This window comes from Glutamicibacter arilaitensis (genome assembly GCF_044793945.1).
Lineage (GTDB): Bacteria > Actinomycetota > Actinomycetes > Actinomycetales > Micrococcaceae > Glutamicibacter > Glutamicibacter arilaitensis_B.
The window spans coordinates 1,960,745-1,979,494 of the sequence record NZ_CP084994.1; the positions used below are offsets into that span (position 1 = coordinate 1,960,745).

At 56.8% G+C, this 18,750-nt stretch carries 34 protein-coding genes; 5 read left to right on the forward strand and 29 right to left on the reverse strand.

The window, feature by feature from the left end:
* Positions 1–146: 146 nt before the first annotated feature.
* From LG294_RS09090 to LG294_RS09115, 6 genes are all read right to left on the reverse strand, one after another.
* Positions 147–713 carry a hypothetical protein gene (locus LG294_RS09090; RefSeq protein ID WP_404291583.1) on the reverse strand — a complete coding sequence of 189 codons (567 nt, stop codon included), beginning with the start codon at positions 711–713 and terminating at the stop codon, positions 147–149.
* Between the two features lie 9 nt (positions 714–722).
* Positions 723–1,001 (reverse strand): hypothetical protein, encoded by a 279-nt coding sequence (locus LG294_RS09095; RefSeq protein ID WP_404291585.1) that lies wholly within the window; start codon positions 999–1,001, stop codon positions 723–725.
* 48 nt (positions 1,002–1,049) lie between these two features.
* A complete protein-coding gene (locus LG294_RS09100; RefSeq protein WP_404291587.1) occupies positions 1,050–1,733 on the reverse strand; it encodes a hypothetical protein in 684 nt (227 codons plus the stop codon).
* A complete protein-coding gene (locus LG294_RS09105; RefSeq protein WP_404291589.1) occupies positions 1,723–2,073 on the reverse strand; it encodes a hypothetical protein in 351 nt (116 codons plus the stop codon). The genes LG294_RS09100 and LG294_RS09105 overlap by 11 nt, the downstream gene beginning before the upstream one ends.
* Positions 2,063–2,362 carry a hypothetical protein gene (locus tag LG294_RS09110; protein ID WP_404291591.1) on the reverse strand — a complete coding sequence of 100 codons (300 nt, stop codon included), beginning with the start codon at positions 2,360–2,362 and terminating at the stop codon, positions 2,063–2,065. The genes LG294_RS09105 and LG294_RS09110 overlap by 11 nt, the downstream gene beginning before the upstream one ends.
* Positions 2,363–2,472: 110 nt before the next feature.
* Complete coding sequence (locus tag LG294_RS09115; protein WP_404291593.1) at positions 2,473–2,985, reverse strand: hypothetical protein; 513 nt, start codon at positions 2,983–2,985, stop codon at positions 2,473–2,475.
* Between the two features lie 119 nt (positions 2,986–3,104).
* Between LG294_RS09115 and LG294_RS09120 the strand changes: the two genes are divergently transcribed.
* Complete coding sequence (locus tag LG294_RS09120) at positions 3,105–3,434, forward strand: hypothetical protein (protein WP_404285230.1); 330 nt, start codon at positions 3,105–3,107, stop codon at positions 3,432–3,434.
* A 55-nt stretch (positions 3,435–3,489) separates the two neighbouring features.
* The gene (locus LG294_RS09125; protein WP_404285231.1) at positions 3,490–3,801 is read left to right on the forward strand and encodes a helix-turn-helix domain-containing protein; all 312 of its coding nucleotides are present in this window, start codon (positions 3,490–3,492) and stop codon (positions 3,799–3,801) included.
* 28 nt (positions 3,802–3,829) lie between these two features.
* On the opposite strand, the gene LG294_RS09130 is transcribed toward LG294_RS09125, so the two are convergent.
* From LG294_RS09130 to LG294_RS09235, 22 genes are all read right to left on the reverse strand, one after another.
* Positions 3,830–4,090 carry a hypothetical protein gene (locus LG294_RS09130; protein ID WP_404285232.1) on the reverse strand — a complete coding sequence of 87 codons (261 nt, stop codon included), beginning with the start codon at positions 4,088–4,090 and terminating at the stop codon, positions 3,830–3,832.
* Positions 4,087–4,434, reverse strand: coding sequence for a hypothetical protein (locus LG294_RS09135; RefSeq protein WP_404285233.1), 348 nt, complete (start codon positions 4,432–4,434; stop codon positions 4,087–4,089). Before LG294_RS09135 ends, LG294_RS09130 begins: the two co-directional genes overlap by 4 nt.
* On the reverse strand, positions 4,427–4,726 hold the full coding sequence (locus tag LG294_RS09140; RefSeq protein ID WP_404285234.1) for a hypothetical protein: 300 nt from the start codon (positions 4,724–4,726) through the stop codon (positions 4,427–4,429). Before LG294_RS09140 ends, LG294_RS09135 begins: the two co-directional genes overlap by 8 nt.
* A gap of 306 nt (positions 4,727–5,032) precedes the next feature.
* Entirely contained in the window at positions 5,033–5,422 is a 390-nt protein-coding gene (locus tag LG294_RS09145) for a hypothetical protein (protein ID WP_404285235.1), read from the reverse strand.
* Complete coding sequence (locus LG294_RS09150) at positions 5,419–5,703, reverse strand: hypothetical protein (RefSeq protein WP_404285236.1); 285 nt, start codon at positions 5,701–5,703, stop codon at positions 5,419–5,421. The genes LG294_RS09145 and LG294_RS09150 overlap by 4 nt, the downstream gene beginning before the upstream one ends.
* A 99-nt stretch (positions 5,704–5,802) precedes the next feature.
* Positions 5,803–6,852, reverse strand: a complete 1,050-nt coding sequence (locus LG294_RS09155) for a RusA family crossover junction endodeoxyribonuclease (protein ID WP_404285237.1) — start codon at positions 6,850–6,852, stop codon at positions 5,803–5,805.
* Positions 6,853–6,981: 129 nt separating this feature from the next.
* Complete coding sequence (locus LG294_RS09160; RefSeq protein ID WP_404285238.1) at positions 6,982–7,455, reverse strand: hypothetical protein; 474 nt, start codon at positions 7,453–7,455, stop codon at positions 6,982–6,984.
* 227 nt (positions 7,456–7,682) lie between these two features.
* On the reverse strand, positions 7,683–8,048 hold the full coding sequence (locus tag LG294_RS09165) for a hypothetical protein (protein ID WP_404285239.1): 366 nt from the start codon (positions 8,046–8,048) through the stop codon (positions 7,683–7,685).
* A 385-nt stretch (positions 8,049–8,433) separates the two neighbouring features.
* Complete coding sequence (locus tag LG294_RS09170) at positions 8,434–8,688, reverse strand: hypothetical protein (protein ID WP_404285240.1); 255 nt, start codon at positions 8,686–8,688, stop codon at positions 8,434–8,436.
* Positions 8,689–8,781: 93 nt separating this feature from the next.
* Positions 8,782–8,994, reverse strand: coding sequence for a hypothetical protein (locus LG294_RS09175; protein ID WP_404285241.1), 213 nt, complete (start codon positions 8,992–8,994; stop codon positions 8,782–8,784).
* Positions 8,991–9,644 carry a DUF6349 family protein gene (locus LG294_RS09180; protein ID WP_404285242.1) on the reverse strand — a complete coding sequence of 218 codons (654 nt, stop codon included), beginning with the start codon at positions 9,642–9,644 and terminating at the stop codon, positions 8,991–8,993. Before LG294_RS09180 ends, LG294_RS09175 begins: the two co-directional genes overlap by 4 nt.
* 157 nt (positions 9,645–9,801) lie before the next feature.
* Positions 9,802–10,383, reverse strand: a complete 582-nt coding sequence (locus LG294_RS09185; protein WP_404285243.1) for a hypothetical protein — start codon at positions 10,381–10,383, stop codon at positions 9,802–9,804.
* A gap of 219 nt (positions 10,384–10,602) precedes the next feature.
* Positions 10,603–11,106: a single-stranded DNA-binding protein gene (locus LG294_RS09190; RefSeq protein ID WP_404285244.1), complete on the reverse strand. Its 504-nt coding sequence runs from the start codon at positions 11,104–11,106 to the stop codon at positions 10,603–10,605.
* Entirely contained in the window at positions 11,106–11,336 is a 231-nt protein-coding gene (locus LG294_RS09195) for a hypothetical protein (RefSeq protein WP_404285245.1), read from the reverse strand. The genes LG294_RS09190 and LG294_RS09195 overlap by 1 nt, the downstream gene beginning before the upstream one ends.
* A gap of 2 nt (positions 11,337–11,338) precedes the next feature.
* A complete protein-coding gene (locus LG294_RS09200) occupies positions 11,339–12,550 on the reverse strand; it encodes an AAA family ATPase (protein WP_404285246.1) in 1,212 nt (403 codons plus the stop codon).
* Positions 12,551–12,630: 80 nt separating this feature from the next.
* Complete coding sequence (locus LG294_RS09205; protein WP_404285247.1) at positions 12,631–13,554, reverse strand: hypothetical protein; 924 nt, start codon at positions 13,552–13,554, stop codon at positions 12,631–12,633.
* Between the two features lie 18 nt (positions 13,555–13,572).
* On the reverse strand, positions 13,573–13,809 hold the full coding sequence (locus LG294_RS09210) for a hypothetical protein (RefSeq protein WP_404285248.1): 237 nt from the start codon (positions 13,807–13,809) through the stop codon (positions 13,573–13,575).
* Positions 13,806–14,594: a hypothetical protein gene (locus tag LG294_RS09215; RefSeq protein WP_404285249.1), complete on the reverse strand. Its 789-nt coding sequence runs from the start codon at positions 14,592–14,594 to the stop codon at positions 13,806–13,808. Before LG294_RS09215 ends, LG294_RS09210 begins: the two co-directional genes overlap by 4 nt.
* A gap of 42 nt (positions 14,595–14,636) precedes the next feature.
* A complete protein-coding gene (locus LG294_RS09220; RefSeq protein ID WP_404285250.1) occupies positions 14,637–14,786 on the reverse strand; it encodes a hypothetical protein in 150 nt (49 codons plus the stop codon).
* Positions 14,783–14,986, reverse strand: a complete 204-nt coding sequence (locus LG294_RS09225; protein ID WP_404285251.1) for a helix-turn-helix domain-containing protein — start codon at positions 14,984–14,986, stop codon at positions 14,783–14,785. The genes LG294_RS09220 and LG294_RS09225 overlap by 4 nt, the downstream gene beginning before the upstream one ends.
* Positions 14,983–15,264, reverse strand: coding sequence for a hypothetical protein (locus LG294_RS09230; protein ID WP_404285252.1), 282 nt, complete (start codon positions 15,262–15,264; stop codon positions 14,983–14,985). The genes LG294_RS09225 and LG294_RS09230 overlap by 4 nt, the downstream gene beginning before the upstream one ends.
* A 38-nt stretch (positions 15,265–15,302) precedes the next feature.
* Positions 15,303–15,578 (reverse strand): helix-turn-helix domain-containing protein, encoded by a 276-nt coding sequence (locus LG294_RS09235; protein WP_404285253.1) that lies wholly within the window; start codon positions 15,576–15,578, stop codon positions 15,303–15,305.
* Positions 15,579–15,858: 280 nt separating this feature from the next.
* On the opposite strand from LG294_RS09235, the gene LG294_RS09240 reads away from it, so the two are divergent.
* From LG294_RS09240 to LG294_RS09250, 3 genes are all read left to right on the forward strand, one after another.
* Complete coding sequence (locus LG294_RS09240; RefSeq protein ID WP_404285254.1) at positions 15,859–16,338, forward strand: hypothetical protein; 480 nt, start codon at positions 15,859–15,861, stop codon at positions 16,336–16,338.
* Between the two features lie 98 nt (positions 16,339–16,436).
* Entirely contained in the window at positions 16,437–16,814 is a 378-nt protein-coding gene (locus LG294_RS09245) for an ImmA/IrrE family metallo-endopeptidase (RefSeq protein WP_404285255.1), read from the forward strand.
* Positions 16,796–17,890, forward strand: a complete 1,095-nt coding sequence (locus LG294_RS09250; RefSeq protein WP_404285256.1) for a tyrosine-type recombinase/integrase — start codon at positions 16,796–16,798, stop codon at positions 17,888–17,890. Before LG294_RS09245 ends, LG294_RS09250 begins: the two co-directional genes overlap by 19 nt.
* A gap of 66 nt (positions 17,891–17,956) precedes the next feature.
* On the opposite strand, the gene rpsD is transcribed toward LG294_RS09250, so the two are convergent.
* Positions 17,957–18,580 carry a 30S ribosomal protein S4 gene (gene rpsD / locus LG294_RS09255; RefSeq protein WP_404285257.1) on the reverse strand — a complete coding sequence of 208 codons (624 nt, stop codon included), beginning with the start codon at positions 18,578–18,580 and terminating at the stop codon, positions 17,957–17,959.
* Between the last annotated feature and the right edge of the window lie 170 nt (positions 18,581–18,750).

An 18,750-nucleotide genomic window follows, 5' to 3' on the forward strand; every position in this document is an offset into this window, starting at 1 on the left:
GACACACCCTGATTCGCCAACGTCACCCGCGCCGTGCCTAGAGTGTCCGGCACACGATCCAGCACCGCCCGAAACCGCGTATCGCAATGGTTGCACAAGTAAAGGCCGGAGGCGGTGGAGTACTCACAAACAAGGCAGGCCATAAGTTACTTACCCTTCGATTGGCTTTCATGATTCGGTTGGTTTTGACGATCATATTTCCACAATCGCAGAAGGAGATAGATAAATACGATTCCCCGAATTCTGCGATGTTTCCGGCTTAGAGAAGCCAAAGCTTCTCGGTACTTGTCGACGCGTTGAAGATACAGGTCACGATACCCATATTTAGGCTTACCTTGTCCGGTGGCGGGATGGAGGTACTTGCTAGTCTGTTCGATCACATCCCCAAGTCGTAGGCTAAATACTCGAATCGACCAAGGCGCGTATATAGATAATTTCGTCCATTCCTGTCGAATCTCTTCATTAGATTTGTTGAGCTTTTGAAGGATCACAGTTTGAACATCTTGGGGTGGACTATCGGACAAAATATGATCGAGTGAAGCTTGATAAACCATCACGGAACTCACTAACTTTGCAACATTCTCGCGAACTTTATGGTCTCTTTCAGCACTGCGCTCAATCGCCTGACCGATAAGCGTGAAAACTGCACCCACAATTACACCAGCAAAGCCAACTAGAGCAATGCCATATTTGACCATAAATTCCTCGTCCATGCTCTTATCCTATCCATCCTGATCAAGCACTGATCGGTGCAAATCGAGCCCTGCCGGAGTGGGCGTGCCGGTGATGGTGACCTTGGTGCATGCGGGTACGTCGCCGTACTTTGGGCCGGATGGGCTTTGCACTATGAGTGTGGTGGTGCCGTCTCCGAGGTGTTTTACTGCGATTAGTGCGCCGGAGATACGGTATGGGCCGGTATGTTTCCCGGCGGTGGCGACAAAGTCGACGTGTTTGCCACGGTCTACCCCTGAGAGGTATTTGGCTTGACGGGTGGTGGTCACTTTTTCCTCCTTGTACTTGTGTTTACAACTGCATAGGTTTGTTAATTTTTAGTCTTCGGTGAGTTCGCGTAGGGCTGCGGGGACAATTTGCGGGATTAGTTTGGCTTGGGTTGGGGTGAGTTGTAGGCCGTCGAGGATGGTTTGGATTGCTTGGGCTATGAGGTTGCCTTGTTGTTCGGCGATGCGGACACGGCGTTCTTCGACGCCGGCACGTAGGGCCATGCTGGTCCAGGATGCGAGCTGGTTTTCTGCTTCGCGTAGGAGCTTCCACCAGATGTTCTGTTCGGTCTTCCATGTGGTCATGTCGACTGGGCCTTGCGGGCCAATGCCTTGCTGACGTTCGGTGAGCCCGTACACAAGCGCTTCGTCGTTGAGTGCTTTGACTTTGCGGCGCAGCCAGGAGATTTCCGCGGACTTACCGTGGATTAGGTTGAGGAGCATTTCTACGGGGTTCTCACGCGGTGCGGACGGGTCGATGTGCCCGAGGATTTCCCGTGCTTCCTGCTCCGCCATGCGTTGGGTGGCTGCGGCCTTCGCCTTCGGTGAGTTGCCACCATGCCGCCCGCACCTGGTACCACCGGGTACCGGGGAGGAACCACACGGGTCAGTGGTTTTCTTCTTCGCCCCACAGATCAACTTCCCGTTGACCTCCTGCCCCGGCGCGTACGCTGGTTCGCCACGGTAGCGTTTGATAGCTTTGGTGAGTTCTTGGGCGGTGATCCTAACGGCCATTTACTTCCTCCTTGTACTGGTTGGCGCGAGCGACCATGACGTTTTCCATTTCGGTCATGCGGTCTGCGCAGTGGGTGAAGCGGTATTCGTTGTGCCGGTTTTTTAGGTCAGATTGCCAGCGCGCTTCGGCGTGGATCACGTTCGCTGCATCCTTGTACGCTTCCGCTTTCGCTTCGGCGCGCACGCCTTCGAGCCAGCGGTCGAACTCGGCCCGCGACCTAACAGGCTCTACGCCGTCGGTCACATAGCGGTCGTGCATGTACCGTTCGCGCACGGACTCGGTAACCGGTGCGCCCGCCCCGCCGTGCATTGCGGCTTGTAGCTTCTCATTAGCGCCCATTGGTGGCCTCCCTTATTCGTTTGGCGAGGGTGCGGAGAGATTGCGCTGCGGGGATGCAGGCAGGACCCCACGCACCAACCTCGTCCGCTGCTCTTTCCAACTCCACTACGCGCTCCTCCTGCATGTGCTTTTCCAACACCTCGGCAACATGTTTCAGGTGTTCATCAAGCTGGATCGAACCAGCGAAATACTCATTGTTGTAATAATTTCCGCAACTGCAATGGTTGCCGGGATCTACGAATCCTCCGGGTACAAACAGGTGCGCTTCGAGAATTTCTTGGATGGTCATGGCTTCACCACTTCCGCTTTACGTACATGATGACGAGTGCGGCGATACCCGCGATTACTAGTGATGCAATAAATGCGCCGAACTGCCACAGGCCGTCTATGGTTTCTTGGCTAGGCACCTGGCACCACCGGGCGGTATAGGACGCGGGCGGGCAGCTTTACCTCAATATGCATGAGCCCTTCGTCTTCGTCTTGGTCGGTACCGTACCAACGCGGCGGGTACGGGCTGTCTATGCGGATAAGTTGAAGCACGTTCTGTTCCGCGTCGAGGAGCACCGACTCACCCGGCATCGCTTGGACCTCTTCCACACTGTTCACGAACACCAAATTTTGGTTTGGTTTTGAGTTCGTTAGAACTTCCGGATGGGCGACGGCGATTCTTTCGGCAATACGTGCGTCCACCCATGCGCGGTGAGAATACCCTTGATCCGGTATCGCATGGAACTCTTGCCACTCCGCATTCGTGAGTTCGAGTGGAGCCACCGGCAAAGACGCGAGGTAAGCCCTCACCGCTGCGTTTGCGTCTCCCTTATGTGAGAACTGCGCATAGCCGAAGCCGTTGCGACTTGCGATAGCTTCACCGGCTGCTTCCAGCGCGTCCTGGTTTAGCGGGGTGTTAGTCATCGGTTTTCTCTTTCAAAATAGTTTTGTTCAGAACTTGACGCGTCGTAAATTACGACGTAGACTATTGCTATAAGGCAAACGGCATAAGCCACCAGCCTCACCAGATAAGGACAAAGACAATGAACGCAGCAGCCATGGAACGCCGGATCGCCACCTACGCAATGCACAACCCAGCTGGAATCAAAACCACCCGCACCCTGGGGCCAAAGGCCAGGGCTGCTGGATTCTACGCAGTAACCTGGACCGCTGAGCAGATCGCAGAAATCATCCCAGCCGGTGGCGCAGTCGTTATCTTCGAATCCTTCGGCTACGTAAAGGGCACCGAGCGCTTCGGTCGCAGCACCTTCATTCGCACCGAGGATGCCATCGAGGCAATTGGGGATTCCGGGCAGACCATCATCGCCTACCCATTCGGGGAAGGCCGCACGGCTCGAATTCTCGTAAAGTAGAACCCAGACACTGGCGGGGCTTCGGCCCCGCCAAACCTTCGATAGGAATAAAGCCATGAGCATGACCCCAGCTGATTTCACCATTGCCCGACGATTGATTGGACTAACAGCACAGGAGCTTTCGGAGAAATTGAACGTCCAGCTCCGCTCAGTACAGCGATGGGAATCCGGGCAACACCCGGTCAATGATGGGGTCGCGGGGCTCATGTCCCAGCTGGTTTCGGAGCATTCCATCCTAGTGGGAGAGATCGCTACCCTCGCGATCCAGGGAGAGCAGGTCTCGCTCCCCAAATCGAACTGGAACATCGCCGCTGCTTCCAGGGTGCTGTCCTCGAACCCAGAGGCACGGTTCGACTGGGCCGAGTAGCCCACCCCAGGGAGAATAGGTGCGAGGCTCACTTCCCTACCCTCATTCCGAGGCGTTCGGTAATTTCGGCTACGTCATCGCTCAGATCAACACTTGAGCCCTCAGCGCTTACGTGCAGTTGAGCTAACGCGATCAGGTTGGCTGTGCGCTGCTCGTAAGCGAGTGCGAGGGTGGCGTTCGAGACGGCTGACGTATTGAGGTTCAACTGATCCTCGGCGTTGATCGGCGTGCAGCCAAGTGCATCGTTGGCCATAACCGCAAACGGGTTACCGGGCAGTAAGCTACTCACTTGTTTTCTCCTTGGTTGGTGCGTGCCATACGGTCGGCGTAGGCGATAGCTTCGGCGAATGAATCGAACTCGTCCAGATGATCAAACCCTCGATATACGTTGAAGAGCAGAGTCCCCTCAGAAAGCTTTTCGACTTCAACAGTGACCCGCTGGGGGTTGCTATCCGAGAAGTAGATCGAGAAAATCCGATGCTTTCGAATAACCCCGTCTGACCAGGTGCCGTTATCGAGGCGATAAGGGCCAGTGCGATTCTCTCCCGTGCCGTGGCAGGGTATGCAGTCCCATGAGTCGCCGAATGCGCCATAGAGTTTCCCGCCGCCATGACACGGCTTGCACTTAGCCACGTTCCCCACCTGCCAGTCCTGCGTCTGCCAGCTTGCGGGTTTCGCAGGGGAACGGTGCGTCATCGTAATTGCCTGACGCATCGTACGATGCATCTTCAATGTCATCGATGATCGTCTTCGCTGTGCACTCTCGGCACAGGCGCGCAATCACAATCCGCTCCCCATCTGCATCGAGCTTGAATACATTGCTGTCGTGATCCCACTCGTAAATAGTGATTTCATCGTGCGTTTCTTGGATCTGCTCCAACGCGTTCTTCATGGCCGGGACGCGGTGTAGACCGTTCTCACTCATGGGGTTCACCTTGGATTTCGGTTGGTTTGCAGTCTGTCCAGCACGATGACTTGTGGGATTCGGGGAGTTGGCAAGGCGTGCATTCGTAACCCCGCCCTTGCCTGATTTTGTGGTCACCGTGCCACGAATTGGTGCAGGGGTTCCTGCAGGGTTCACGCGTCTCGTCAAAGAACTGCGCTTCGGTCTGGTCCTCACCGTCCCCGTAGTCAAGTCCGCAAGGTTCACATTCGAGCACTTCACCGTCGAAAGTGGTTTCGGCTCCACAGGCACCACATTTCGGGTACTGGACGCTGCACACTGGAAGGCTCATTCCTGCTCACCGTCCAGTGCCCGGAGAGCATGATCCAGCGCGATGACGGCTGCCTCTGCGCTGATCCAGTAGGCCGAGCCTTCCTGCTCCCACTTGTCGCGCTGGTCCCGCACTCTTGCGTTGGCACGCTCAGCCCGTTCAAGGCGGGTCTTGAGTTCCCCGGCGACTTCGGCGAGGTCATGCCACGAATGCGAGTGCATCGGCTTAGGTTCGCCCTTGAGTGCGTTCGCGGTGGCCAGCAGGATCGCCGCGAGCTTTGGGTTCAGCTCGGCATACTCGGCTTCGGACTCAGCCAAATAGAGTAGGCGGAGCACTGTGGACTTGTCGAGCACGTTGCCGTCATTCACGAGGGCGCGCATCTTCTCGAGGTCTAGTTCGTTGGTCATGGTCGGCCTGCCTGGTGTGCTTCGAAGGCGAGTTTCACGCAGTCAGCGAGCGGCACCGACTCGGGATGATCCGGCGCGTGATCGACTGGGATCGGATGCGCCTGTTCGCAGTCGTACAGGCCGCGTTCCAGCTCGATGCTGGTTCCGAACATGTCCGCCTTCGCTTGCAGTTTCTGGCCGGTGGTGTATTCGACGGTGCTGGTTGCGCGATCAGCCGGCGTGCATCCGACTAATGCCACAGCTATGACCCCTATGGCCATAGCGATGCTTGTCGTTTTCATGTTGGTTTCCCCCTCCGTGCTCCACTCTCAGATGGTGGAGTGTTTGCTTATCGACAGTTGCAAGCCTAGCAACTTGTGGTTGCAACTACAACCACAAAATTATGCGTCCACTGGTTGAATAACAAGCACCTCAGCTAGCGCTTCTGCTCGCCGGGTTTGCGCGTAGTGCTTTCCACACATCCCACGAGTTCGCGACAAGTTTTTACACCCGGACTCCGCGCATTTAGGTCTCAATTTCTGCCCAGGGTTCTCCACTTGCTCCCGTGGCTTACCCGTTACGCCTTGCTTCTTACATGGGTTACACCGCGTGTATTCCTTGCGCGTTGTCCCTCCGCCGCAAATCAGACAGGTTCCGGGAAAATGCTTTGACCGACGTTCCTTGTGAACAATCCTGTCCTGCTCGCGCTTACACTCGTCCGAGCAGTAGTTTCTCTTTCGTACGTGGCATCGTTGGATCGTAAATTCGTTATCGCACATGCAACAGCTGGCAACGGTTCGTCGCCCCTCGTAGGAACATTCCATACTGCAGTACATTGCTTCCGAGGTTGACTTAGGGGCTTCGAACTCGTTCCCGCAGTGCTGGCACTCCCGGCGCAATTTACGTTTCATTGCCGCTTGCGTGCACACCGGCGAGCAATGAATCTTAGGGCTGGAAGAGTTTTCCCATGAGTCGTAAGTCCGGAACAATTCGCCACATTCAGCACAGGGCTTCTTAGGCAGTTCCAAATCTCCGATGAGGTACACCTGTACGACTGTTCGCGCCTCGACCTTCGATACGAACGACTTGCGTGCAGCAATTTCTAGCACCTGATTATCATCAACCCAGGCCACTCGATTTAGACCGTCCAGAACTAGCTTGACCATGTTGTCAACGTCTCGACGCTGACGGGTTCCGTTGTAGAAATGGGCTCGCATCGCATAGGCAGCTTCGGGGTCTTTATTGAACTTTTTGGCAACTTTCAGATACGCGGCCGCCATTGCATGCTCACCGACCTTGGTCTTCTCCGGGGTATAGGCGACCGTCTTACTCCCCTGCTTGGTGAATCTGGCACGGGCTTTTGAGACTGGCTCACCATGGACGGTGAACTCTGCAAGTAGCTTGTGCTGCTCGACCCCCTGCGGGACGAATATTGAAGCCGTAGAATCCATTTTGAGAGCCTTTCAAGAGATTGGACGAGGAAACACCCGTCCGAGTGGTTTGCGTCAGCGTGAACCATGATTGCGTCCGAATTGGGCAGGGTTCGCAAGCACTGAGTGCAACGGTTGGCATAAAAAGTTTTAGAATGGGGCTACGCCCCGGGTTGCTTGGAGTGCTTGACGAACTGCTTTGGCGCCTTCGGGTGTTGCTTCTGGTTTTGTTCCGATGCGTTTGCCGAGCATGGTTTCTGGCCTGTCTCCGAGTTTGATGTCTGCCCAGCAGCAGGTGCAGGTTCGTGCGTTTTCGCCGGCGTGTTCTTCGCAGGGTGGTTCTTGGTGTTTTTTGTGTCGGGATCCTGGGGGTGCGGTTTGGTCCCAGTGTTGGCCGGTGGCTGGGTACATGGCTGGGGTGTGTTTGGCGTAGAACCCTTCGGCGTTGGTTTGGGTGGCGTAGTGGGCTGCTGCGCGGATCGCGTGGTCGAAGTTGTGGCCAGGGAGTCCTCCGTCTTGGTTTGCTTTTTGGAGGATTCGGGCGATTCCGTTGGTGTCGAATTCGGGTCGCATGGCTGCGAGCATCCGGGTGAGTCGTTCGCCTTGGGATTTGGTGAGGATCATGGTTTTTCCTTCCTGAGGTTTTTGCATCAGCATCGTTTTTTCGCGTGTGCGTTAAGTTTCTGGACGATGCTGCTTTTCTTGATTGAATTTCCAAACAGAAAGATGAGAGTTCTAGGTGACCACTTAACTCTTGGTCTTGGTCTTGGTCTTGGGCATTGTTCCGAGCGCGTTCTCGTCAACGTTTAGAACGTGTGTGGAACGCGTTCTAAACACCGTTCCGAGCATTGCTAGAACGGAGCTTCTCCCCCGCTCTGGCCACGTCCCTCCTGCTCCTTCTTGAGCCTATGCTTCTCTTTACGCGCAGCCGCATCCGCCTTGTCTTTGAGCACCTTGTCCTTGGTTCGCTGGTATTCGCCCCATGAGAGAAATTGGTACCCATCTGCGGTTTCTTCCCAGAGTCGTACTTCGACAAGGCGTTTTGCGAGTGATTTCCCGCGGGGCCAAGACTCTATAAACCAGGCGGGCACTGCTCCGTCCGTGAGATAGTCGGTGCAGTAGGTGCCGGAGACGAGCCAGAGACCCAGTGCTTCGAGTCCTGCGACGCGCATTTTTGGGTGCGAGTGCATTTTGTCGTCGGCGTTGAACCATGCCATTAGTCAGTCCTCGCTAACTTGATCAATTGAGGCCAGTCCTCCGTTGGTATTGCGTAGCATTCGTACCAACCTGCACCTCGATTACCTAGGCGATCCGCAGCCTGCGTCCGGCCCTTGAATGCTCGTCTGTACTTTTTCTCTATCTGGGCTTGTAGCCATTGCTCAGCCTCTAGCCCATGGATCAGTTCCCCATAGTCAGCTAGGTCAAGCATTTGGCCACCGCGAGCCAGGAACGTGCCCCAGCGTCGCTGTCCGTGGTTGGTGTTGCCGATTTTGACTACTCCGTCGCCCCATCCGACGACGTAGCGTTGCGGGGTTAGCAAACGTCCTGCAGATAAGTGCGGCGCGGGTTGATCCAACCGAGGTGGGTTCCAATCGCGGATCACTACTTCGCTCCTATATATCGGGCTACTACTTCGTTTCCGGTGGAGTATGCGTCAAAGTGTCCTGCTGGTCGGAAAGCTGCGCGTACACCTTTTTTGATTTGCCATGCCATATTGGCGGCCGCGTTTTGGGTTCCGGTGGTGGTGACTTTGACCCATACCCCAGGGTTTTCTTCGAGGTGTTCAGCTACGTCACTGTGTGCCCGGCGTTCTCGCACATGGGATGGTCCTGGCCGGTATTCGTACTGCGTGGTCATGGTGTTTGCTCCCTCTTTGGATATGTCATGCTTACTAGCTTAGCAAGCGCTAGCGACTAAGATTGCCACTAGCGCTTGCAATTAATTGCGCTACTAATCGAGCTGACTAGGCTTTTCTATCTGCCGTGTCCAGTGCCAGCCGCCTGAGCATTGGTAGTAGCGGATGGGTTCGCTGTGTCCGGTTTCGGCGATGATTTCGGCGCGGATCCGGGCTGCGTCTTTCTTGGTTGGTGCCCAGACTTTCCCGCAGTGAGGGTCTGGGCAGACCGGGCGCGGTGAACGCCACGGATGCGGTTGCGCGGTCATTTCTCACTCCTTTTCGGGTTATGAATCTTGCATTCTTGAGTAACTCCGACTTTCACCCCGCCGTACTGGCTGTGGCCAGGAACGTGGCGTGTACCGTATTTCGTGTTTCCTCGGCAGTCGCGGATCGGCGCACCGGGTCGAACGAACTTCTCCGGGTAGCCGTCTGGAATGTCCCACTTGTACGAATACCCGGACGGCTTGCTTTCGAGCACTGGCAGGTCGCGCCAGCCTGCCCAGCAGTGGTCTAGGTGCGCTTCCCACGCTTCGTTTCCGTCTTCATAGATACCTGTCCAGTGCACGCAGTCGTGGCAGTAGACCCGGTAAACGAGGCTTCCGACGCACTGGCATCCTTTGCCCCAGTGACTACTGCACCGAAGTTCGGCGTCATAGCAGGTCGCTTGATGCGCAGAATCTCTCCCGGACGCTTCCTGAGCCGACCAACCTCGGTATGGTTTCCAGTTGCCCTTATCCACGTGGAACTCACGGTGGTGAGCTTCCTTCGCATCGAACATGGCTTCAAGATCGCCGGGGTGCAAGAACGATCCAATATCGCCGGGAGTTGCTTGCAGAATTAGTTCGCCAGACCATTCGGCGTGCGGCTCCGATGCGAGCAAGTCGAAAATGTCCAACTGCCCGTCGATGACAATCATTTTCTGGTTCCTTTTTGTGTTGATACTGCGTGGGCTCGGAGTAGTTCTTCGAGGGTGAGTCGCTTGCGGACCTGCTGGTCTTGGCTGTGGCACCCGCACTGCTTCTTGTAGGCGCACACCTGAAACGGTGTCCAGCAGCAGGACTTTCGGCAGGCGCTCATGATGCGACCTTTAACGCTCGCTTTGGTGGGAACATTTCGTGTGTGGCAGCGTTCAACCTTTTTCGGCCTTCGATGCGTTTCCATTCAGCCATTTCTTCGGGTGTAACTTCGGCGAGCTCTAGGCCTTCTTCGTAGGCTTGCTTGCGGATCTGCTCGGCCTCCGCCCTGGCGTTGGCGAGTTCTCGGCGTGCGTCGGAGAGTAGTTTGTCTGATGCTTTCTTCGCCCGGATGTTCTCCTTGGCAACGTTGCTGATAGCTTTTTTCTCGGCAGCTGCGAGTACCCGGTCAGCCTTCGCCAGGGTCGTGTCGGCTCGTTTCTTGGCCGCTAATTGGGTTCGTTCAGTGTCCTTCTCAAGGTTTACGCGCTGGGCTTGGACGCGGAGCCGTATGGCTCGGAGTTCTTCCTTCGCAGTTTCACGTTCTATCTGGTGTTCGGCGTTGATCCGTTCGGCTTCGGTGCGTGCTTCGTTGACCAGCTGGTAGGCGTAGGCTCGTGCGTCGGTGACAAGTTGGTGGGCCGGGCGTGCGAGGCGTTTGCGGCGTTCTTCCAACATCCGGTCTAGTCCTGGGTTGCTCATTATTTTTCTTTCTCTTGATGGGTTGGGTGGCCCCGAAACGATTCCTGTCCGGGGCCACCCCGGGGTTTTCAGTTGGTTATGAGGTTGGGCCGTTTGGCCCCGTGATGGGTGCTTCGTATACCCGGTTGCATACTTTGCAGGTCAGCCAACCGCATTTCATGCCTTTGCAGTGCGGTACCGAATACTGGGCCGACAGCTTCCGGCAGCGTGGGCAGACCATTAGAACGGTGCTTCCGACTGCCCGCCGGACTTCCAAGGATCGTTAGCCGGTGCGTTCCAACCGCCACCCTGATTAGCGGTGGGGTCGTAGGTGTTTGCGTTGCTACTCCCCCGATTTGCACCGCCTTCGCCGTTGCCCCGAGCTGTGCGGGTGACCTTCGCGGAGGCGAACGTGAGTGACGGGCCGATCTCGTCTACTTCAAGTTCCATGACGGTTCGACGTTCACCTTCCTTCGTGTCGTAGGAGCGGGAACGCAGGCGACCTTGGGCGATGACGCGCATGCCCTTGGTCAGGGACTCTGCAACGTTTTCCGCGGCTTCACGCCATACGCTGCAGCGGAGGAACAGGGCTTCGCCGTCTTTCCATCCGTTCGTCTGCTTATCGAAGATGCGCGGAGTTGATGCGACAGTGAAGTTCGCAACCGCGCTGCCGGATGGAGTAAAACGCAACTCTGGATCCGCGGTTAGATTGCCGATCACCGTGATAACTGTTTCGCCTGCCATTACTGGTTCTCTCCTTCTAGAATGTCCGCGATAGCGCGGAGTGTTTCGGGCCCGTAGGCGACTCGTGGGTTGCCCGTAGGTTTGAATCCGAGCATGTTTTCACCCCGGTAGATGTGCCCTGCGACGGCGAGCACGTTTTCTCCGTCAAAGTCTTTTGACAGGGTGAAGCTTTCTCGGTCGTCGTCAGCGAGCTGTACGGTCGTACCGTTGACAGTGGTGATCTCGCGCATTGTTACGCGACCTCGCCATCGACGATGGTGTAGGCGCCTTCGTGGTTGCCTTCGACCATTTCCACCCAGATCTGGAAGTCATGTTCCCGGGCGGTTTCTTCGACCAGGGCGAGGGAGTCGGAGTCGAGCAGGCTGCCGTCGCTGATGCGGATGACTCGCAGTGCTGGGTTGAGCGCGATCGCCATGGCCATGGATACGCGGATCTGCTCTGCGGTGGATGCTTGCTTGAATGGCACGCCCTGGTAGGTGACGCCTTCTTCGGTGAAGCCGAGGCCGTCGACTGGGAACTGTGCGGATGCCAGCCCGTCGGCTTTGGTCTTGTCGATCTCGTCTAGCTTTGCGGTGAGCGTGGCAGCCTGGTCGGTGGTTGCGTCGTGCTGGAACTGCAAGGAGCCGCGTTCTTGCCTCTTGCGTACGAGCCGGTTGGTTTCCTCGGCCCCGTCGATCTGTCCGCGCAAAGTTTCGAGGTCTGCGGAGTAGTCCGAAACGTTGCCAAGGAAATCAGTCACCTTAGCCAAGTGCTCCCGGGCCGCCGCTAGCTGTCGTTCCAAATCCTGCACCTTGTACTGTGACTCGTTCAGGTCGGTCAGGTACTTGGCGCGCTCCTGCTGTGCAGTTTCGAACTTGCGGTACTCCCCCAGCAGTTCGGACACGGACACTTCGGTGGCTGGAAGGTCTGCCGGGAGCTCGCCGTACTGGGCTAGTGCGGCTTTGAATTCCTTCACCCGGTTGTTCACTGCCGTTCGCTCCGCGAAGGCTTCCTTGCGTGCGCTTTCCAGCTGTTCCGGATCAAACGGGAGCTCAACCAGATCCAACAACTGGGCGAGCTGCTTCTTGTCATCTAGCAGGGTGAACGCCAGCGGATCCAGCGACAGTTTGCCTACGAGCTCGTCGAGCTTCTGCTGTGCTTTCGGGTACTTCGCACCATCCTTAGACGTGAGGGTGAGCCGGGAACCGGACGGGGTGAACACCCGAGTGACCGTCAGGTCCTCAGTTTCTAGGACGATCTCAGCGCGGTCTTCACCGTCACGGATAGGCTTCGGTGTGGTCTTGCTGTTGGCCCCACCCAAGGCCGCGGCGATGCTGTCGAGGATGCTGGACTTCCCTGCCCCGTTCTTTCCGGCAACAATGACCAGGTTGCCGTCCGGGTCAGGCTTGATTTCGGCGAACTTGGCGCGCTTGTAGTTGGTGGTGGTGAGCGAAATGATTTTCACGGTGACTCCTGTGTTTGTGTGTTTGGTTTGGTGGCCGCCCCGCCCCCAAGCAAGGGCGGCCACCGAATAATTCGTCGGTGTTAGTTCTTGGATGCTTCTTGACCGGCGGTCACGATGCGGTCAAGGGTGAGCTTGTCTGCACCGGCAGCACTTGCACGGTTGTAGAGGCTTCGCAGGGCTTGCGCGTTGCCGGCTAGCGCTTCGAGTTCTTCATCCCACGTTGGTTCCAGTACTGCTGGGCCTTCGTCGTCCTGCATTTCCCCTGTTTCCGGGTCGAAAGCTGGTTCAGGTTCCTGCGGTGCTTGTGGTTCGACTGCTGGTGCCGGGGCCGCTGGTGCGGGTGCGACGACCGGGGCCGGAGCATCTGCCTTTGCCTTGCGGGTGATCTTCGTCGTCTTCACCGGGGCTGGAGCATCTTTCGGCTGCTCCCCCAAGTCCTCCAGCTCCATTTCCTCAGCGCTATACGGCATACCGGCCAGCACGTCCGGAGCAATCACACGGCACGCTTCGGCCTGAGCCTTAGCGGTGAGCATCGCGATAGGGTCCGTCTTGTACTTCGCGTTGCTCGTGTACCCGGCGAGAGTGGCACGCTTGATACTCCAAGTGAATTCCTGCCACCGCTCAGACCCCTTGCGACGGGCGCTGACGGTCACCGACTCGTTAGTGGCTTCGGTACGTTCCACTTGATGCCCTTGCGCCATGACGAGAGCGACCATGGTTCGGGCGTACATTGCTGGTCGCCCGTGCACTACGAAGATGTTCGCAAGCGCGTTCATCGGGTCGAGGCCCACCGACTTGCCGGTGAGGATTGCCGCGGCTGCAGCTTCCGGCTTGCCCATGAAGTCCTTCGGCACGAATGCCGTCTTGCACAGGGCGGTTCCGAGCTGGTGCGCGGCGCCGAGCTCTGCCGCCCATTCGGCCAGCTGGATGGTGCCAGCAGTAGTGGGTAGCGGGTTATTTCCAGTGAGCTCTACGGCTCCGGCGTTGATTGGTTGGATGGTCATGGTGACTCCTTCTAAGGGTTAGGCCGCGTCCGGGAAGTTCTCCCGGATCTTTGCGACCATGGTTTGAAGATTGGTGATCAGGTTCTCGACCTCATCGACCGGCATGATGACCTCGTAACCGCGGTTCAAGGATCGAGCCGCCTCATGCGGGGTGCAGATCGGATTCATGTCGATTGCGATTCGTTCGTCCTCGAACCACAGGCTGACTTCCTCACGACGAGCTACGTCCTGAAATACGTAGACCTCGGAACTCATGCCGCCACGTCCTGGATGTGTGGAATGCTCATGGGTTCGCTGATCAGGGTGTCCCGAGCCTTCGTCGCGTCGAAGGTGGCTTTAGCGTGGAGGAACATTTCGAAGTGTTCGTCGATCTGTTCCGGGGTGCCGGCCAGCTGATACAACGACGTGCCCAACGGCTTGCCCTCGTACCGGGCGTTGATGCCCTCGCGGTCCATCGGCGTCACGTGAGCGACGAACGTTGCGGCAAGTTCCGGGAACGGAACTTGCATATCGCCGTCCATGTAGAACTCACACTTCGCATACGCCGCACACTGCAACGCGGTCTCCCCGTAAACACCCTTGGAAGTTTTCAGGTCGATCATCACCGGCTTGCCACCGGCCAAGAACGGCGACGTGGCGATCAGGTCGAACTTTCCCGAGTACCAGTGCTCACGGTTACCGGCAATGTTCTCGGCCAGCACCGGGGTGACCTGCCATTCCTCAAGGAACGCCAAGTACCCTTCGATGAAACCGAGCAGATCATCAGGTGCGTCAACTTCACCGGTGAGGATCAGATTCTCGGCGAGGTCGTGCACCTCGGTGCCGCGCTCTGCTGCCGCGTCGCGTTCCTTAGTCGGCAATGCTTTGAGGAACCGCACCGCACGTTCAGGATCCCCAACGAGCAAACTGTTCAGTTCGCCAGCGTTCTCCGGGTTAGCCACCCACTCGGCCACGACCTTCGGTGCCCAGCGCACTAATGCTGGCTTCGGGATGCCGCCTCCGAGGATGGTCGTCACGCCGGTGACGTGCTTACCGTCCATGCGGTAACGATGTGATGATTCTTTGAAAACTAGACCCTGCACTTAGATCACTCCCACGTTCGTGTTGATAATTCCTTCGAGCCAGAAAGCCGTTCCCGCCATCAAGACGATCCAGACCCCGAGCCCTGTGACGATGACTCGCTCACCCTTGCTGGTGAGTTTCAACCCGTTTCGTTCCAGCCACCGGTTCATGCTGCATACTCGTTCCTGCGGAGGAACCGCTCAATCGCTGACTCGCGGATCTTCCAGATGCCGCGTCGTCCACCTTGTGTGAACTTGATCGCTGGCAAGTCCCCGCGGCGGATGTACTCGCGGACCGTCTCCTGGTGCATGCGTAAACGCTCTGCAGCTTCGGCAACGATCAACAGCTCGTCTTTGGCTTGCGTGCTCATGGTTGGTTCCCTTCTTGGATTCCCAGCCATTCGTACTGGTGTCCGCCGTGCCGGAATTTAGTCCGGGAGACACTGTTTGCGACCTTGACAATCAGTCCGCGACGTTGCGCGGTGGTGAAGATCGGACCGACCATGTTCTGATGTGGTGCTGGGCGTCCGATCTCCTGCCGGAGGTCGTCTGCTGTGAACTGCCGGCCTTGCGTCGCCCAGCGTTCAACAATGTCCAGCGCGTCTCCGCGCCATTCGGTGTCTTCAATTGCCATTGGTTGTGCAGTCACCGGCGTGTCCTTTCAAAATATTTGTGCAACTACAAGGCTCAAGCTGAGCAAGCAGTGATTGCTTTTTCGGGGTCGAAAAGTACGGTTACGTCCACGCCGAGGACCTCCGAAATACGTTCGGCGGTTTCGGGTTTGCAACTAGTCTTTTTGCCGGACGCTAGCTGGCTAATGAATGCCTGGCTTACGTCGGCTCGGCGCGCTAGTGATCGCTGGGTTGTCTTGCGCGGATCGATTGGTTCACCATTTCTGTAGGCTTCCAGATCTTCTTTGGTGTAGACGAATGTCCTCAATCGCTGCACTGAGGCTAGTCGCATAAACATTCCCTCCTGCCACTTCTTCTTGGTTCTGAACGGGGACATCTGTAGACCTTTCTAGTTATCAGTTCTTGCAACTGGTGATAGTAATATCTTGACACACTGGTTATCACTTATGCAAGTACTGGTTGCAAGTTTTTATTAATGAGACGCTGGGAACTTTGAGCGCACGTCAACCAATTGGTTATCAACACGGGGTTCATGGGGAAGAATTACTGGTTATCAGGTAGAACATGCGTGCGATGGCACCAATGGCAGCGACTGGCAGAGGATTCAACACATGAACACGAAACCAACCCAAGGCATTCGCGAGCTCATCCTCAACAAACGTGGTGACCGCAGCCTAGAAGCCCTGTCCCGTGCATGCGGCGGAGTTCCGACACGCGCCAACCTCGACCGCCTCATCAACAAGCCCGTCCTTAGCTGGCCAAAAGAAAACGCCGTTATCATCGGCCTCGCCAAAGGCCTAGGGGTACGCGTCATAGACGTGGTTACCGCCTACGCCGAATCACTCGGCCTACCAATTGTTTCCGACATGCATGACATGACCTTGCCTGGTGCCGGCGCCTTGCCAGAATCATCTCAAAGAGTCCTGCGGGACATGTCAGAAAACATGCTGTGGTGGCAAGAGCAAGCCGAAATTAGCCATACTCAGCAAGAAGTCGCCAGCGTTCACGAGTTGTTCCCAGCCGACGAACAGCGCCTCGCTGCAGACAAGGGCGAAAAGGGTATCGACCCTGAACAATTGCCAGAGGACTAAGTAACTCCCGGGAGTTCAGCGTGAGCTGATCGCTAGTTGGGGCACCAATGATCTAATTGTCGGTTCAACCTTTTATATTCGTACTTATGTTCGAAGAAGTGCTTTCACGCATACGCCCGAAAATAGTTGAATGCTACCTGCCGCACGGCTGGTGGGGAGCCTACGATCTCACTACCCACACAATCCTCCTGCGTCCCCTCATGGCGCCCATCCAGCGGCGCTCCACGCTCTCGCACGAGACCGCCCACGCATACCTAGAACACACGGGCCATTCACCCCGCCAAGAGCGCCAAGCCGAAGAGCTCGCAGCTTCCTGGCTAATCAAGCACCACGAATTCCAAGCAGCGAGCCGTATCTACGGCACAGCAACCGCGCTAGCCCACGAACTCAACGTGCTCCCCCGAGACATCCACGCATACATGCGCCTACTAGCGCGCACCCAAAAACAGGAGACACCATGGCCACTGGGCGAATAAACGACCTATGGCACCGCAAAGACCGCACCCGTACCACAAGATACGGCAAAGGGAAGCGTTGGCAAGCCGTCTGGACGAACGGGAAAGGCGAAGAGACTAAGAAGTCCTTCGACTACAGAGACGGCGCTCAGGCATGGATAGACGCTCGAACAACAGATTCGGTGATCAACCCGCACGGCCTGAAACCAGACATGCTATTCGAGGACTTTTGGGAGAAGTGGCGCGCCCACCAAACGCATCAGCGCCCATCGTCGCAACGGATGATCACGTCCGCAGGAAACAAAACAATCATCCCCGCTTTCGAAGGCGAATACATGACCAGGATTACCCGGTCGGACGTACAGAACGCAGTGAACGCGTGGCGTGAACGCGGGCTAGCGGCCAGCACGGTGCGTCTTTACTACACGTACGCGAGACAGGTGTTCAAAGAGGCCGTGTACGAAAAGGTCATTCGCGAGTCACCGTGTCAGAGAATTAGCTTGCCGGAGGTGGAGAAAAAACCTTTTAGGTTCAGCAGTGAAACGCTGGCGAAACTATTAGAAATAGTTCCGGAACCATACTCCACGGCAATGAGGGTAGGTGCCGCCACAGGGTTGCGACCCAGCGAGCTTCTTGGACTGACGAAGCAGGATATTGATTTTGCCAATGGGGTGATTCGATTGACCCTGCAGGATTCGAGTAAGCGCACGGGGCAGTTGTTGCGTGGGCCGTTGAAAACGAAGTACTCAAAACGGAATGTGAGCTTCGGACCTGTTGTGAGGAAGATTCTGTTGGATCTTTACAATAATCCGGGGCCGGAGGGTCGGCTATTTCATGACAATGGGGTGGTGCAGATGTGGAAGTTCCACGAGGAGTGGTTGAATGCGCGTAAGTTACTGCCGGAGATTGGCTCGGGGTGGCACCAGTTGCGCCACTATCACGCGAGCGTGTTGATCTCGCACGGGTTCTCACCGGTCGCTGTTGCGGGGCGCTTGGGGCATAAGGATGCCAATGAAACTCTGCGGACTTACGCCCATATGTGGGGCAATGACAGCTCTGAAATGGCTTCGGTTTCAGATACAGTTGTGGCGGCCTAGCAAGGCTAGACCGCCACAAAACCGCTACAGCTAAGCTGGTTCCCTTTGTTTATAAGGGATCAGGTATTAGCGTGCGTAGTACTCGACCACGAGGTTCTCTTCGCAAGTCACTGGGATCTCTGCGCGCTCAGGAGTGCGCAGGTAGGTAGCCTGCAAGGCTTCCAGCTTCACGTCCAGGTAAGCAGGAACTGCTGGAAGCACGCTTGCGTGCTCGCCGGCTGCTGCCATCTGGAAAGGAACCATCTTCTCGCTGCGTTCGTGCACGTGGATCAGCTGACCCGGCTGCACCTTGAACGATGGACGGTCCACGCGCTGGCCGTTAACCAGGATGTGACGGTGCACAACCAGCTGACGAGCCTGCTGGATGGTGCGGGCGAAGCCTGCACGCAGAACCAGGGCGTCTAGGCGGGACTCGAGCAGTGCCAACAGGTTGTCACCGGTCTGGCCGCCAAGGCGCTTTGCTTCCTTGAATGCGTTGAGCATCTGAACTTCGCGGATGCCGTACTGGGCACGCAAACGCTGCTTCTGACGCAGACGAACCGCGTAGTCGCTGTCCTGCTTCTTGCGGGCACGGCCATGCTGGCCGGGACCGTAGGGACGACGCTCCATGTACTTTTCAGCTTTTGGAGTCAGGGCAAGGCCGAGTGCGCGCGAGAGGCGCACGGTACGGCGGGCACGGGCGTTAGCCATAAGTGTGTCCTTTTCGTTTTAGCGACGGAATCTACTGGCCTCCGGGACGGAGAGTGTTGGGGCGTCGCGGCCCTCGACCACTGCAACCTGACTCCCGCACGATGACTCGCGCGGGTTTCATGGCTTGCCAGCCAAGGATCAAGTCTACACGATTGACCCCTGCCAGCAGG

Coding starts and splice junctions, on each gene's coding strand:
- LG294_RS09090 (WP_404291583.1), bottom strand. CDS start 713: ATGGACGAGGAATTTATGGTCAAATATGGCATTGCTCTAGTTGGCTTT.
- LG294_RS09100 (WP_404291587.1), bottom strand. CDS start 1,733: ATGGCCGTTAGGATCACCGCCCAAGAACTCACCAAAGCTATCAAACGC.
- LG294_RS09105 (WP_404291589.1), bottom strand. CDS start 2,073: ATGGGCGCTAATGAGAAGCTACAAGCCGCAATGCACGGCGGGGCGGGC.
- LG294_RS09110 (WP_404291591.1), bottom strand. CDS start 2,362: ATGACCATCCAAGAAATTCTCGAAGCGCACCTGTTTGTACCCGGAGGA.
- LG294_RS09115 (WP_404291593.1), bottom strand. CDS start 2,985: ATGACTAACACCCCGCTAAACCAGGACGCGCTGGAAGCAGCCGGTGAA.
- LG294_RS09120 (WP_404285230.1), top strand. CDS start 3,105: ATGAACGCAGCAGCCATGGAACGCCGGATCGCCACCTACGCAATGCAC.
- LG294_RS09125 (WP_404285231.1), top strand. CDS start 3,490: ATGAGCATGACCCCAGCTGATTTCACCATTGCCCGACGATTGATTGGA.
- LG294_RS09140 (WP_404285234.1), bottom strand. CDS start 4,726: ATGAGTGAGAACGGTCTACACCGCGTCCCGGCCATGAAGAACGCGTTG.
- LG294_RS09145 (WP_404285235.1), bottom strand. CDS start 5,422: ATGACCAACGAACTAGACCTCGAGAAGATGCGCGCCCTCGTGAATGAC.
- LG294_RS09150 (WP_404285236.1), bottom strand. CDS start 5,703: ATGAAAACGACAAGCATCGCTATGGCCATAGGGGTCATAGCTGTGGCA.
- LG294_RS09155 (WP_404285237.1), bottom strand. CDS start 6,852: ATGGATTCTACGGCTTCAATATTCGTCCCGCAGGGGGTCGAGCAGCAC.
- LG294_RS09160 (WP_404285238.1), bottom strand. CDS start 7,455: ATGATCCTCACCAAATCCCAAGGCGAACGACTCACCCGGATGCTCGCA.
- LG294_RS09165 (WP_404285239.1), bottom strand. CDS start 8,048: ATGGCATGGTTCAACGCCGACGACAAAATGCACTCGCACCCAAAAATG.
- LG294_RS09170 (WP_404285240.1), bottom strand. CDS start 8,688: ATGACCACGCAGTACGAATACCGGCCAGGACCATCCCATGTGCGAGAA.
- LG294_RS09175 (WP_404285241.1), bottom strand. CDS start 8,994: ATGACCGCGCAACCGCATCCGTGGCGTTCACCGCGCCCGGTCTGCCCA.
- LG294_RS09180 (WP_404285242.1), bottom strand. CDS start 9,644: ATGATTGTCATCGACGGGCAGTTGGACATTTTCGACTTGCTCGCATCG.
- LG294_RS09185 (WP_404285243.1), bottom strand. CDS start 10,383: ATGAGCAACCCAGGACTAGACCGGATGTTGGAAGAACGCCGCAAACGC.
- LG294_RS09190 (WP_404285244.1), bottom strand. CDS start 11,106: ATGGCAGGCGAAACAGTTATCACGGTGATCGGCAATCTAACCGCGGAT.
- LG294_RS09195 (WP_404285245.1), bottom strand. CDS start 11,336: ATGCGCGAGATCACCACTGTCAACGGTACGACCGTACAGCTCGCTGAC.
- LG294_RS09205 (WP_404285247.1), bottom strand. CDS start 13,554: ATGACCATCCAACCAATCAACGCCGGAGCCGTAGAGCTCACTGGAAAT.
- LG294_RS09210 (WP_404285248.1), bottom strand. CDS start 13,809: ATGAGTTCCGAGGTCTACGTATTTCAGGACGTAGCTCGTCGTGAGGAA.
- LG294_RS09215 (WP_404285249.1), bottom strand. CDS start 14,594: ATGGACGGTAAGCACGTCACCGGCGTGACGACCATCCTCGGAGGCGGC.
- LG294_RS09220 (WP_404285250.1), bottom strand. CDS start 14,786: ATGAACCGGTGGCTGGAACGAAACGGGTTGAAACTCACCAGCAAGGGT.
- LG294_RS09225 (WP_404285251.1), bottom strand. CDS start 14,986: ATGAGCACGCAAGCCAAAGACGAGCTGTTGATCGTTGCCGAAGCTGCA.
- LG294_RS09235 (WP_404285253.1), bottom strand. CDS start 15,578: ATGCGACTAGCCTCAGTGCAGCGATTGAGGACATTCGTCTACACCAAA.
- LG294_RS09240 (WP_404285254.1), top strand. CDS start 15,859: ATGAACACGAAACCAACCCAAGGCATTCGCGAGCTCATCCTCAACAAA.
- LG294_RS09250 (WP_404285256.1), top strand. CDS start 16,796: ATGGCCACTGGGCGAATAAACGACCTATGGCACCGCAAAGACCGCACC.
- rpsD (WP_404285257.1), bottom strand. CDS start 18,580: ATGGCTAACGCCCGTGCCCGCCGTACCGTGCGCCTCTCGCGCGCACTC.